Here is a 14,346-nt window from a genome sequence, read left to right as displayed (position 1 = left end):
ATCCAATATTCAACAGGCCCAAAAAAACGCCACCCTAGTTTTAGAAGATGGAGTTTTAATAATCCTTCAATATTTTTTAGCCGTGGTTAAATATGGTCTGGTGCTGTGTCAATTTTTTATACCGGTAATAAACAAAAGCTGCAGCTAGGATTCCTATAGTTGCAATAAAGCAATCGAAAAGAAATATATGCGATATATCCCCACTCTTAGCGATCAAGCCCGTTGCAATTGGTAAAATGACGCTCGCCAAACTGGATGCCGTCGCAACGATACCTGTTACAGTTCCTTTTTTCCTCCAGAAAAGTTCAGTCATTATTGCAATGGTTAATTGAAATATTCCAGCTGTCGATGCTCCAAGGAAAAAGGAGCTAATACTTAAGACAATAGGTGAATGTATCGTTAATATGATGAATACCGTAAGTAAAGTAATCATTGGATAAAGCAATATCACCGTCACAGGCTTAATCCATTTGTTTAATAAGATGGATAATAGCAGGACGGAAATCAGTGATCCAACACTATAATAGCTCAATAATTTAATTGCACCTGAAGATGGCATCCCTGCAACTTCCTGGCCGAAACTCGGTAACCAGATTTGCGAAACTGTAAATAACGCAGTTGATGTAAACCCAATTATGATTAGTGCGACTCCTTCGCTCCAAAATTTAGGTTCAGTTATGAACCTGTTCATATGCAAACCCTCCTCATGACTGACAGCATCGGATTTGCTTTTTGGAAATGAAGTGGACAACATAAAGATCATATTCATGAAATAGATGACAGCTGGTAATAAAAATGCAAACCCGTAAAATAATTGGTTCCTAGTAAGAAACAAGATGAGGAATGGTAGAATTGTTGCACCAAGTGAACCAAAAGCCTTGACCATAACACTGGCGGAACCAGCAGATTCAGGAAACATTTCAGTTAGCGCCGGATATGTACCAGCATCCATGGCTGAGTTGGAAATTCCCGCAAGTAAAGCAAATACAAAGGCCATTTCGTATGTGGGGGAAAATGGAATCCCAATTAAAAAAACTCCCATTATTACCGAAGAGACAATAACCAATGGCTTTCTTCCAAATTTATCCGATAATACTCCCGAGAGACCATACGTGAGTAATCTGCCTATTCCTATTGCTGCAATAAGATAACTGATGCCAGTAGAGTCCGTATCCCATTGTTTTGTTAAAGAGGTCATGTTTGAGGCGAGAATTATATTAACCATCCCCAGCAGAAAATAGTTAATATACATGCCAGATGCCGCTTTATAATACTGATTTTTCATTATTACACCCCTATAATAAATCACGTTGTGTTTCTCCCCAAGAACCCTTTAATGCAAAATGTAATTACATTAAAGCCTCCCCTTTATGATATCCATTTAAATACTTTTCAAAAAAAAACGCTAAGAAAAACAAGGGATTTCACTCCCTGCATTTTCTTAGCTCCGAGGTTTCTGCACTCATTTGATGGTAATCATATAACGATGATGCACATCGAGTATGAATAAACCTCTATTACGATAAAATGGAGAATAATCTCCAGAGTGGAATCATCTTATTCTGCAAACAATTGCTCTTTGATGTAATCAACAGGCATCTGTTGACCTGTCCATAATTCAAAGGCCAATGCGCCTTGCCAAAGCATCATCCCAAGACCATTAATAGCTGTAGCACCGGCAGCCTCAGCTTGTTCCATTAGTTTAGATTTACGTGGGATGTAAACAACATCGGTTACGATTAAATCAGGACGCAGCATTGATTCGTCTTGAATGACACTTAAGCCTTCAAGTGGTTTCATGCCAACACCAGTTCCATTTGCCAAAATATCACTAGTTGCGATTTCAGCCTTTAATTGTTCAACATTTTCAAGAGGATATACATTGGCTTTCACATTTAAGTGCTTCATATCTTCATTGATGATTCGTACATTCTCTACTGCTTGCGGGAAGAAAGCATCATCACGAGCAAAAATGCTGATTTCCGCCACACCTTCCAGCGCAGATTGAATGGCAATTGGAGTAGCAGCCCCACCAGAACCGATAAGAGTCATTTTCTTGCCTTTAATATCTATACCATGTTCTTTTAGGTTCCGGGTATACCCCATTCCGTCGGTACTGTGACCTACGAACTTACCATCAACATTGACAACTGTATTAACGGCCCCGGAAAATTTAGCACTGTCTGCCAATTCATCAAGATATGGAAGTATTTTCATTTTATTAGGCATGGATACGTTAAATCCTTTTACATTTAATGCACGCATCCCTTTGACTGCATCTTCCAGCTGTTCGTTTCCTACTTCAAATGCTAAATAGGCGCAATTCAAGCCTAATTTATCGAAAGCCAAATTATGCATGGCAGGTGATAAAGAGTGTCCGATAGGTGTTGCCAGCAATCCTACCAATTCTGTTTTCCCATTAATACGTCCTAAATTTTCCATGTTCTATTCCCCCTGATTTTTAAAAACTTATATAAATTCCTTCTTGGAAGGAATTATGAGTTAAATGTTTTGATCAATGATCTCCAATACATCCCTTAATTGAGTAACAGGAATTTGTCCTGGGGCAGATGCTTCTTTTCCGGCACCGAATGTACAAGCAGATCCAAACACCGCGCCTGATAATCGACTGACCAGACCTGTGCCCGACATTGACATCGTAATGAATGGACGATCGGCATACTTTGTTTTCATCGTGTAAGTTGCATCTAATAAAACGAGTAAGTCACCAACAGTTTGCGGCATTACAGCGATTTTTGGAATATGGGCGCCAAATTCCTGCATTTTACGCAATCGGTAAATGATTTCTTCTTTTGCTGGTGTCTTATCGAAATCATGGTTACACATTACTACGTATACGCCATTTTCCTCAGCTACTTTTACAGTCTCCTTCACTGATGATTCTTCAAAAAACAATTCCACATCGACAAGATCAATATTCTTCGTTCCAATTGCTGCATGAAGAAGTTTGAAATAATATTCATCGCTGATTTCCTTGTTCCCGCCTTCTTTATGGCTTCTAAAAGTGAAAAGCAGCAAAGTATTGGGTACAGCACTTCTAAGTTTAGAAATCATATCCGAAACGGCTTCTAAGCTTTCAACTTGTTCATAAACATCTACTCGCCATTCAATGATATGCGGCTGTAGCGCATTTACCGTTTCAACTTCTTTAAGCAGTTCTTCTTCAGTTGTCCCCATCAGTGGAACGATGATCTTTGGAACCCCTTCTCCGATCGTTACGTCTTTAATCGTGATTGTTTTCATGGATGTTTCCCCCTTTTATCATTATCATCAGTGGGGATTCATGCCCCTCTGATGTTCGGCTAGACCGTTTAATTGGAAATCTTAATTACCTTTTTGTATCGATAGGCAACGAATACTGCCAATAAAATACTAACTACCGCAATTGCCACATCAAACAAGAAGACCGCAGTTAAACCAGCACTCTTAGAAATGATACCTGTAACGAAAGGTATGATGATAAATGCTGAACTAGCTGCAATGTTTACATATGAAGTAATCGTCCCTTTATTGGCAGGGAAGAACTCTGTTATTATTGTCATGGCCAATTGGAACACCCCTGCAGTTGAAAGCCCAATGAAGAAAGCGCTCAAAACAGTTATAAATGGTTGTTGGATATAAATGAGTGACAATAAAGATAATGCTGCAATGATCGGATAGATAATCATGACGGTAATGGGCTTAATTACTTTATTCAATAGAACTGCTAGTAAAATGACAGAAACAAGGGAGCCAATGCTATAGTAACTAAGCAATTGAACAGCCTTAGCCTGGGTTAGCCCCAATACATCTTGTCCAAAGTTCGGGAGCCAGACTTGAACCAGCATGAATAAAGCAGTTGATGTGAAGCCCAATAGTATGACGGCCACCCCCTCCTGGCCAAACTTCGGTTTTGAGAGGAATTGGTGTTGAAGCGGCACAGCTTGTGCATCATCTTGAGTCTGGCTTTGAGCTTTATGATCCGGAAATGAAACCTTAAGCAGGAAAAATCCATTAACAAGATAAACAGCAGCCATTAAGAAGAATGTATACCCGTAAAACATATCTCTAGCTATAAAGAACGCCATGATAAATGGAAGAAGTGCGGCACCGACTGAAACGAACGCTTTTATTAATACGGTTGCGGAACCAGCTTTCTTTTGAAAAGCCTCAATAAGTGCTGGATAGGTACCAGCATCCAAAAATGAGTTTGCAATACCAGCACATACAGCAAATATAAATGCCAATGTATAGTTAGGAGCCAAAGGTATACCTATGAGGAAGATTAGGTAGATAAAAGATGCTGAAACAACAAATGGTTTCCTTCCTAATTTATCCGACAGTCTACCGGCGAAAAACAAGGAAACTAACTTACCGATTCCTATAGCAGAAACCAAGTAACTTATCCCTGAGGCACTTGTATTTAATTGATTGGACAAATTCTCCATATTTGACCCGATGATAATATTGATCATGCCTAAAATAAAATAGCTAATATATAAACCTGTGGCCATTTTTATAAATGGATTTTTCATGAAACACACCCCTATTAAAAAAGTTATCGAAATGCAATTTGATTCTTAAGCCTTTCAGAAGCTGCCCCCTTGCCCCATACCATAAATACAAATTTACGTACTAAATAAAAACAATAAACTTCATTAGGTTAACCGACTTCAGTTAGTATATCGTTCTACTAACTTTTCGCATAACTAGTATATCGTTCTACTAATCTTAATGTTAGTACATCGTTCTACCAACAATTCCTTGGTATATCGTTCTACTAATTATTCAGAGCAATTAGTTTCTGAATTCAAAAGGTATTGAATTTACACTTATGCCAAAGTTAATTAGTTAACTTTATTTAGTATATCGTTCTACTGGATTATTATACTGCGCTAATTTAATTGTGTCAAACTCACGAGCGGTCCTTAATAACTATAAAGAGATTCCTCATACTCTTTATTTCTAAATTTCGAAGTGCTCATTTTCGATCTCATTTATCTTATAGGTTCAGCCATACCTTGGATTTATTACCGCTCATACAAGATGAAGAATATTTTTATTTGCTGTGGCACAAAGTATTTTATCATTTATGAGGACCCCCTTCTATTTCGGTATTCCCCACTTTTTGAGTTACCAGTTTCTGAATAAATTTCTTTTTAGCCAAAATATATGTACTGCTGCTTATTTAAATCCAATTCTCCAGTTATTTGCAATCGAATTGAATAACCCATATCCCTGTCTAAGTAAGGCTGGAAGAATGTCTCGCTTATATCCTAAGTTGAGGGATGGGTCAAAACGATTCTCAAAATGAAAAACAATTTTCGATTTCAGCCTCTCTCAGGGGTTATATAACAACTTCTATATATAGAAATAACGGGGCTTCATAATTTTTTTAGAAACTTTTGGTTCATAACGCAAAAAAAGACCAACCGGATGGCTGATCTTTTTAAATGGCTTGGCGGCGTCCTACTCTCACAGGGGGAAACCCCCAACTACCATCGGCGCTGAAGAGCTTAACTGCCGTGTTCGGAATGGGAACGGGTGTGACCTCTTCGCTATCGCCACCAAACATAAAAGGAACGTTGTTCCTTCAAAACTAGATAATAAGAAGGTATTTCATTTTTTAAAAAGCGTTGGTTAAGTCCTCGATCTATTAGTATCAGTCAGCTCCACATGTCGCCACGCTTCCACCTCTGACCTATCAACCTGATCATCTTTCAGGGATCTTACTAGCTTGCGCCATGGGAAATCTCATCTTGAGGGGGGCTTCATGCTTAGATGCTTTCAGCACTTATCCCGTCCGCACGTAGCTACCCAGCTATGCCTTTGGCAAGACAACTGGTACACCAGCGGTGCGTCCATCCCGGTCCTCTCGTACTAAGGACAGCTCCTCTCAAATTTCCTGCGCCCGCGACGGATAGGGACCGAACTGTCTCACGACGTTCTGAACCCAGCTCGCGTACCGCTTTAATGGGCGAACAGCCCAACCCTTGGGACCGACTACAGCCCCAGGATGCGATGAGCCGACATCGAGGTGCCAAACCTCCCCGTCGATGTGGACTCTTGGGGGAGATAAGCCTGTTATCCCCGGGGTAGCTTTTATCCGTTGAGCGATGGCCCTTCCATGCGGAACCACCGGATCACTAAGCCCGACTTTCGTCCCTGCTCGACTTGTAGGTCTCGCAGTCAAGCTCCCTTGTGCCTTTACACTCTACGAATGATTTCCAACCATTCTGAGGGAACCTTTGGGCGCCTCCGTTACTCTTTAGGAGGCGACCGCCCCAGTCAAACTGCCCACCTGACACTGTCTCCCACCCCGATAAGGGGCGCGGGTTAGAATTTCAATACAGCCAGGGTAGTATCCCACCAACGCCTCCACCGAAGCTAGCGCTCCGGCTTCTCAGGCTCCTACCTATCCTGTACAAGCTGTACCAAAATTCAATATCAGGCTGCAGTAAAGCTCCACGGGGTCTTTCCGTCCTGTCGCGGGTAACCTGCATCTTCACAGGTACTATAATTTCACCGAGTCTCTCGTTGAGACAGTGCCCAGATCGTTACACCTTTCGTGCGGGTCGGAACTTACCCGACAAGGAATTTCGCTACCTTAGGACCGTTATAGTTACGGCCGCCGTTTACTGGGGCTTCGGTTCAAAGCTTCGCTTGCGCTAACCTCTCCCCTTAACCTTCCAGCACCGGGCAGGTGTCAGCCCCTATACTTCGCCTTGCGGCTTCGCAGAGACCTGTGTTTTTGCTAAACAGTCGCCTGGGCCTATTCACTGCGGCTTTTCTGGGCTATTCACCCTAAAAAGCACCCCTTCTCCCGAAGTTACGGGGTCATTTTGCCGAGTTCCTTAACGAGAGTTCTCTCGCACACCTTAGGATTCTCTCCTCGCCTACCTGTGTCGGTTTGCGGTACGGGCACCTTACATCTCACTAGAGGCTTTTCTTGGCAGCGTGGAATCAGGAACTTCGGTACTATATTTCCCTCGCCATCACAGCTCCGCCTTAATGGAAACGGGATTTGCCTCGTTTCCGGCCTAACTGCTTGGACGCGCATATCCAACAGCGCGCTTACCCTATCCTTCTGCGTCCCCCCATCGTTCAAACGATGTATAGGTGGTACAGGAATATCAACCTGTTGTCCATCGCCTACGCCTTTCGGCCTCGGCTTAGGTCCCGACTAACCCTGAGCGGACGAGCCTTCCTCAGGAAACCTTAGGCATTCGGTGGAAGGGATTCTCACCCTTCTTTCGCTACTCATACCGGCATTCTCACTTCTAAGCGCTCCACCAGTCCTTCCGGTCTGACTTCAACGCCCTTAGAACGCTCTCCTACCATCGACACCTAATGGTGTCAATCCACAGCTTCGGTGATACGTTTAGCCCCGGTACATTTTCGGCGCGGAGTCACTCGACCAGTGAGCTATTACGCACTCTTTAAATGGTGGCTGCTTCTAAGCCAACATCCTGGTTGTCTAAGCAACTCCACATCCTTTTCCACTTAACGTATACTTTGGGACCTTAGCTGGTGGTCTGGGCTGTTTCCCTTTCGACTACGGATCTTATCACTCGCAGTCTGACTCCCAAGAATAAGTATTTGGCATTCGGAGTTTGACTGAATTCGGTAACCCGTTGGGGGCCCCTAGTCCAATCAGTGCTCTACCTCCAATACTCTCATCTTGAGGCTAGCCCTAAAGCTATTTCGGAGAGAACCAGCTATCTCCAGGTTCGATTGGAATTTCTCCGCTACCCACACCTCATCCCCGCACTTTTCAACGTGCGTGGGTTCGGGCCTCCATTCAGTGTTACCTGAACTTCACCCTGGACATGGGTAGATCACCTGGTTTCGGGTCTACGACCTCATACTCATTCGCCCTATTCAGACTCGCTTTCGCTGCGGCTCCGTCTCATCAACTTAACCTCGCATGAAATCGTAACTCGCCGGTTCATTCTACAAAAGGCACGCCATTACCCATTAACGGGCTTTGACTACTTGTAGGCACACGGTTTCAGGATCTATTTCACTCCCCTTCCGGGGTGCTTTTCACCTTTCCCTCACGGTACTGGTTCACTATCGGTCACTAGGGAGTATTTAGCCTTGGGAGATGGTCCTCCCTGCTTCCGACGGGATTTCTCGTGTCCCGCCGTACTCAGGATCCACTCAGGAGGGAACGAAGTTTCAACTACAGGGTTTTTACCTTCTTCGACGGACCTTTCCAGATCACTTCATTTACCCCGTTCCTTTGTAACTCCATGTTGAGTGTCCTACAACCCCAAGAGGCAAGCCTCTTGGTTTGGGCTAATTCCGTTTCGCTCGCCGCTACTCAGGAAATCGCGTTTGCTTTCTCTTCCTCCGGGTACTTAGATGTTTCAGTTCCCCGGGTCTGCCTTCAGTACCCTATGTATTCAGGTAAAGATACTGTTCCATTACGAACAGTGGGTTTCCCCATTCGGAAATCTCCGGATCAAAGCTTACTTACAGCTCCCCGAAGCATATCGGTGTTAGTCCCGTCCTTCATCGGCTCCTAGTGCCAAGGCATCCACCGTGCGCCCTTTCTAACTTAACCGTTAAAAAAGTCTTACAGATGCTTTGAAAAAAATTAATTGCCTTCTATCTATTATCTAGTTTTCAAGGAACAAAGCAGAAAGAATCCATCACATCGTGATGCTTCTCTTTCCTATTTGAATGAATTACTCATTCAAAACTGAACAAAACAAAAGCGCTCTCGTAATTATCCTTAGAAAGGAGGTGATCCAGCCGCACCTTCCGATACGGCTACCTTGTTACGACTTCACCCCAATCATCTGTCCCACCTTAGGCGGCTGGCTCCATAAAGGTTACCTCACCGACTTCGGGTGTTACAAACTCTCGTGGTGTGACGGGCGGTGTGTACAAGGCCCGGGAACGTATTCACCGCGGCATGCTGATCCGCGATTACTAGCGATTCCGGCTTCATGCAGGCGAGTTGCAGCCTGCAATCCGAACTGAGAATGGCTTTATGGGATTCGCTTACCTTCGCAGGTTTGCAGCCCTTTGTACCATCCATTGTAGCACGTGTGTAGCCCAGGTCATAAGGGGCATGATGATTTGACGTCATCCCCACCTTCCTCCGGTTTGTCACCGGCAGTCACCTTAGAGTGCCCAACTGAATGCTGGCAACTAAGATCAAGGGTTGCGCTCGTTGCGGGACTTAACCCAACATCTCACGACACGAGCTGACGACAACCATGCACCACCTGTCACTCTGTCCCCCGAAGGGGAAAGCCCTATCTCTAGGGTTGTCAGAGGATGTCAAGACCTGGTAAGGTTCTTCGCGTTGCTTCGAATTAAACCACATGCTCCACCGCTTGTGCGGGCCCCCGTCAATTCCTTTGAGTTTCAGCCTTGCGGCCGTACTCCCCAGGCGGAGTGCTTAATGCGTTAGCTGCAGCACTAAAGGGCGGAAACCCTCTAACACTTAGCACTCATCGTTTACGGCGTGGACTACCAGGGTATCTAATCCTGTTTGCTCCCCACGCTTTCGCGCCTCAGTGTCAGTTACAGACCAGAAAGTCGCCTTCGCCACTGGTGTTCCTCCAAATCTCTACGCATTTCACCGCTACACTTGGAATTCCACTTTCCTCTTCTGCACTCAAGTTCCCCAGTTTCCAATGACCCTCCACGGTTGAGCCGTGGGCTTTCACATCAGACTTAAGGAACCACCTGCGCGCGCTTTACGCCCAATAATTCCGGACAACGCTTGCCACCTACGTATTACCGCGGCTGCTGGCACGTAGTTAGCCGTGGCTTTCTGGTTAGGTACCGTCAAGGTACCAGCAGTTACTCTGGTACTTGTTCTTCCCTAACAACAGAACTTTACGACCCGAAGGCCTTCTTCGTTCACGCGGCGTTGCTCCGTCAGACTTTCGTCCATTGCGGAAGATTCCCTACTGCTGCCTCCCGTAGGAGTCTGGGCCGTGTCTCAGTCCCAGTGTGGCCGATCACCCTCTCAGGTCGGCTACGCATCGTCGCCTTGGTGAGCCATTACCTCACCAACTAGCTAATGCGCCGCGGGCCCATCTATAAGTGACAGCGTAAACCGTCTTTCCATCTTCTCTCATGCGAGAAAAGAACGTATCCGGTATTAGCTCCGGTTTCCCGAAGTTATCCCAGTCTTATAGGCAGGTTGCCCACGTGTTACTCACCCGTCCGCCGCTAATCTCAGGGAGCAAGCTCCCATCGATTCGCTCGACTTGCATGTATTAGGCACGCCGCCAGCGTTCGTCCTGAGCCAGGATCAAACTCTCCGAAGAAATGTTTGACTTGCTCATTTTGCTTTTTGATAGTGTGTGCTCACTTAAAATTTAACGTTGGCGCTTTGTTTTGTTCAGTTTTCAAAGAGCAATTTCACAATCGTCCTTACGAACGGCTGTTTATTCATCATAACACTTTATTGATTAGTTGTCAACTTCTGCGAAGTTTTTAACTTATTTTAAATCGCTGTGTTTTCCAGCGACCATTTCATCTTATCATTTTCATAGTAAGAAGTCAATAGTTATTTCTTTCAGCAATGCACCGAAAGTGATGAAGTTTTTCGTTTGTCTTAGTTGGTGCTTATTTATATTAATCTTTTCCTGCGATAAAGTCAACACATTTCACAATAAATATTTTCTTCTCTCAAAGTGAGTTCAAGAATGGTTTCAAGAGTCCGTTTTGTTTAAGGAAAATACACACATTAGTTGGACAGATCTGAAGTTATCCCGACAAAGCCTTCAAGGTTTTTATCTTTTTGGCTGTTTTCGTAAAGTTTGTTGTTTTTGGATAAAGGAATATTATGGGATATAATAAAATAAAGTAGTAAGTAATCTTTTTTAAGGAGTGATTAAATGGCATATGTTTATACTTTATTTGTTATTTCTGCAATAGGCTTTGTTTGTTATCGGCTGCTTAAAAAGAAATCAACGCCTTCAAATAGATATACACCTTATGATGACATCACAATGGGAATTAAAGGTGACGATATACAACAAGATAATCCAATACAGGATACCAAGCATCCCATTCAATATGAAGAGAAATCAAATAACGACAAGACCGTTTAAAGCAGTCTTTTATTATGTGGTCAAGAAAGCAACAATGTATGCGAAAACAGCCATCTTTTTTCATGACCTTATGAAACAAAAAAAGACCAGCCGGATGGCTGATCTTTTTAAATGGCTTGGCGGCGTCCTACTCTCACAGGGGGAAACCCCCAACTACCATCGGCGCTGAAGAGCTTAACTGCCGTGTTCGGAATGGGAACGGGTGTGACCTCTTCGCTATCGCCACCAAACATAAAAGGAACGTTGTTCCTTCAAAACTAGATAATAAGAAGGTATTTCATTTTTTAAAAAGCGTTGGTTAAGTCCTCGATCTATTAGTATCAGTCAGCTCCACATGTCGCCACGCTTCCACCTCTGACCTATCAACCTGATCATCTTTCAGGGATCTTACTAGCTTGCGCCATGGGAAATCTCATCTTGAGGGGGGCTTCATGCTTAGATGCTTTCAGCACTTATCCCGTCCGCACGTAGCTACCCAGCTATGCCTTTGGCAAGACAACTGGTACACCAGCGGTGCGTCCATCCCGGTCCTCTCGTACTAAGGACAGCTCCTCTCAAATTTCCTGCGCCCGCGACGGATAGGGACCGAACTGTCTCACGACGTTCTGAACCCAGCTCGCGTACCGCTTTAATGGGCGAACAGCCCAACCCTTGGGACCGACTACAGCCCCAGGATGCGATGAGCCGACATCGAGGTGCCAAACCTCCCCGTCGATGTGGACTCTTGGGGGAGATAAGCCTGTTATCCCCGGGGTAGCTTTTATCCGTTGAGCGATGGCCCTTCCATGCGGAACCACCGGATCACTAAGCCCGACTTTCGTCCCTGCTCGACTTGTAGGTCTCGCAGTCAAGCTCCCTTGTGCCTTTACACTCTACGAATGATTTCCAACCATTCTGAGGGAACCTTTGGGCGCCTCCGTTACTCTTTAGGAGGCGACCGCCCCAGTCAAACTGCCCACCTGACACTGTCTCCCACCCCGATAAGGGGCGCGGGTTAGAATTTCAATACAGCCAGGGTAGTATCCCACCAACGCCTCCACCGAAGCTAGCGCTCCGGCTTCTCAGGCTCCTACCTATCCTGTACAAGCTGTACCAAAATTCAATATCAGGCTGCAGTAAAGCTCCACGGGGTCTTTCCGTCCTGTCGCGGGTAACCTGCATCTTCACAGGTACTATAATTTCACCGAGTCTCTCGTTGAGACAGTGCCCAGATCGTTACACCTTTCGTGCGGGTCGGAACTTACCCGACAAGGAATTTCGCTACCTTAGGACCGTTATAGTTACGGCCGCCGTTTACTGGGGCTTCGGTTCAAAGCTTCGCTTGCGCTAACCTCTCCCCTTAACCTTCCAGCACCGGGCAGGTGTCAGCCCCTATACTTCGCCTTGCGGCTTCGCAGAGACCTGTGTTTTTGCTAAACAGTCGCCTGGGCCTATTCACTGCGGCTTTTCTGGGCTATTCACCCTAAAAAGCACCCCTTCTCCCGAAGTTACGGGGTCATTTTGCCGAGTTCCTTAACGAGAGTTCTCTCGCACACCTTAGGATTCTCTCCTCGCCTACCTGTGTCGGTTTGCGGTACGGGCACCTTACATCTCACTAGAGGCTTTTCTTGGCAGCGTGGAATCAGGAACTTCGGTACTATATTTCCCTCGCCATCACAGCTCCGCCTTAATGGAAACGGGATTTGCCTCGTTTCCGGCCTAACTGCTTGGACGCGCATATCCAACAGCGCGCTTACCCTATCCTTCTGCGTCCCCCCATCGTTCAAACGATGTATAGGTGGTACAGGAATATCAACCTGTTGTCCATCGCCTACGCCTTTCGGCCTCGGCTTAGGTCCCGACTAACCCTGAGCGGACGAGCCTTCCTCAGGAAACCTTAGGCATTCGGTGGAAGGGATTCTCACCCTTCTTTCGCTACTCATACCGGCATTCTCACTTCTAAGCGCTCCACCAGTCCTTCCGGTCTGACTTCAACGCCCTTAGAACGCTCTCCTACCATCGACACCTAATGGTGTCAATCCACAGCTTCGGTGATACGTTTAGCCCCGGTACATTTTCGGCGCGGAGTCACTCGACCAGTGAGCTATTACGCACTCTTTAAATGGTGGCTGCTTCTAAGCCAACATCCTGGTTGTCTAAGCAACTCCACATCCTTTTCCACTTAACGTATACTTTGGGACCTTAGCTGGTGGTCTGGGCTGTTTCCCTTTCGACTACGGATCTTATCACTCGCAGTCTGACTCCCAAGAATAAGTATTTGGCATTCGGAGTTTGACTGAATTCGGTAACCCGTTGGGGGCCCCTAGTCCAATCAGTGCTCTACCTCCAATACTCTCATCTTGAGGCTAGCCCTAAAGCTATTTCGGAGAGAACCAGCTATCTCCAGGTTCGATTGGAATTTCTCCGCTACCCACACCTCATCCCCGCACTTTTCAACGTGCGTGGGTTCGGGCCTCCATTCAGTGTTACCTGAACTTCACCCTGGACATGGGTAGATCACCTGGTTTCGGGTCTACGACCTCATACTCATTCGCCCTATTCAGACTCGCTTTCGCTGCGGCTCCGTCTCATCAACTTAACCTCGCATGAAATCGTAACTCGCCGGTTCATTCTACAAAAGGCACGCCATTACCCATTAACGGGCTTTGACTACTTGTAGGCACACGGTTTCAGGATCTATTTCACTCCCCTTCCGGGGTGCTTTTCACCTTTCCCTCACGGTACTGGTTCACTATCGGTCACTAGGGAGTATTTAGCCTTGGGAGATGGTCCTCCCTGCTTCCGACGGGATTTCTCGTGTCCCGCCGTACTCAGGATCCACTCAGGAGGGAACGAAGTTTCAACTACAGGGTTTTTACCTTCTTCGACGGACCTTTCCAGATCACTTCATTTACCCCGTTCCTTTGTAACTCCATGTTGAGTGTCCTACAACCCCAAGAGGCAAGCCTCTTGGTTTGGGCTAATTCCGTTTCGCTCGCCGCTACTCAGGAAATCGCGTTTGCTTTCTCTTCCTCCGGGTACTTAGATGTTTCAGTTCCCCGGGTCTGCCTTCAGTACCCTATGTATTCAGGTAAAGATACTGTTCCATTACGAACAGTGGGTTTCCCCATTCGGAAATCTCCGGATCAAAGCTTACTTACAGCTCCCCGAAGCATATCGGTGTTAGTCCCGTCCTTCATCGGCTCCTAGTGCCAAGGCATCCACCGTGCGCCCTTTCTAACTTAACCGTTAAAAAAGTCTTACAGATGCTTTGAAAAAAATT

General features: G+C 45.5%; 5 protein-coding genes and 5 rRNA genes. 1 reads left to right on the top strand and 9 read right to left on the bottom strand.

All coding sequences use genetic code 11. The annotated features are described in order from the left end of the window. Positions 1-76 precede the first annotated feature (76 nt). The 7 genes from MKY17_RS02150 to MKY17_RS02120 all read right to left on the bottom strand — a co-directional run bounded on the left by MKY17_RS02150 (position 77) and on the right by MKY17_RS02120 (position 10,295). Positions 77-1,285 carry an MFS transporter gene (locus MKY17_RS02150; RefSeq protein WP_098373847.1) on the bottom strand — a complete coding sequence of 403 codons (1,209 nt, stop codon included), beginning with the start codon at positions 1,283-1,285 and terminating at the stop codon, positions 77-79. Positions 1,286-1,557: 272 nt separating this feature from the next. Further along, positions 1,558-2,442, bottom strand: a complete 885-nt coding sequence (locus MKY17_RS02145) for a quinate/shikimate dehydrogenase (RefSeq protein WP_098373846.1) — start codon at positions 2,440-2,442, stop codon at positions 1,558-1,560. Between the two features lie 60 nt (positions 2,443-2,502). Then, entirely contained in the window at positions 2,503-3,264 is a 762-nt protein-coding gene (gene aroD / locus MKY17_RS02140; RefSeq protein ID WP_098373845.1) for a type I 3-dehydroquinate dehydratase, read from the bottom strand. 68 nt (positions 3,265-3,332) lie between these two features. After that, positions 3,333-4,535 carry an MFS transporter gene (locus tag MKY17_RS02135; RefSeq protein ID WP_098373844.1) on the bottom strand — a complete coding sequence of 401 codons (1,203 nt, stop codon included), beginning with the start codon at positions 4,533-4,535 and terminating at the stop codon, positions 3,333-3,335. A 921-nt stretch (positions 4,536-5,456) separates the two neighbouring features. Then, a 5S ribosomal RNA gene (gene rrf, locus MKY17_RS02130) occupies positions 5,457-5,572 on the bottom strand. 64 nt (positions 5,573-5,636) lie between these two features. Continuing rightward, a 23S ribosomal RNA gene (locus MKY17_RS02125) occupies positions 5,637-8,569 on the bottom strand. 175 nt (positions 8,570-8,744) lie between these two features. Next, positions 8,745-10,295: ribosomal RNA gene (locus tag MKY17_RS02120) — 16S ribosomal RNA — on the bottom strand. Between the two features lie 573 nt (positions 10,296-10,868). Here MKY17_RS02120 and MKY17_RS02115 point away from each other — a divergent pair. Next, positions 10,869-11,084 (top strand): DUF3951 domain-containing protein, encoded by a 216-nt coding sequence (locus MKY17_RS02115; protein ID WP_098373843.1) that lies wholly within the window; start codon positions 10,869-10,871, stop codon positions 11,082-11,084. 114 nt (positions 11,085-11,198) lie between these two features. On the opposite strand, the gene rrf (MKY17_RS02110) is transcribed toward MKY17_RS02115, so the two are convergent. Together rrf (MKY17_RS02110) and MKY17_RS02105 are read right to left on the bottom strand one after the other, a co-directional pair. Next, positions 11,199-11,314 (bottom strand): 5S ribosomal RNA (gene rrf / locus MKY17_RS02110). A gap of 64 nt (positions 11,315-11,378) precedes the next feature. After that, positions 11,379-14,311, bottom strand: a 23S ribosomal RNA gene (locus MKY17_RS02105). Together the 16S, 23S and 5S rRNA genes form the textbook arrangement of a ribosomal RNA operon. Positions 14,312-14,346: the final 35 nt, after the last annotated feature.

It is taken from the genome of Peribacillus sp. FSL P2-0133 (genome assembly GCF_037975445.1).
Lineage (GTDB): Bacteria > Bacillota > Bacilli > Bacillales > DSM-1321 > Peribacillus > Peribacillus simplex_E.
Note: the sequence above shows the minus strand (reverse complement) of the source record. Positions and strands in the feature narration are given on the sequence as shown.

Bases quoted from the DNA above. Each gene is read 5' to 3' on its own strand.
- MKY17_RS02150 (WP_098373847.1), bottom strand. From the start codon at position 1,285: ATGAAAAATCAGTATTATAAAGCGGCATCTGGCATGTATATTAACTAT.
- MKY17_RS02145 (WP_098373846.1), bottom strand. From the start codon at position 2,442: ATGGAAAATTTAGGACGTATTAATGGGAAAACAGAATTGGTAGGATTG.
- aroD (WP_098373845.1), bottom strand. From the start codon at position 3,264: ATGAAAACAATCACGATTAAAGACGTAACGATCGGAGAAGGGGTTCCA.
- MKY17_RS02135 (WP_098373844.1), bottom strand. From the start codon at position 4,535: ATGAAAAATCCATTTATAAAAATGGCCACAGGTTTATATATTAGCTAT.
- MKY17_RS02115 (WP_098373843.1), top strand. From the start codon at position 10,869: ATGGCATATGTTTATACTTTATTTGTTATTTCTGCAATAGGCTTTGTT.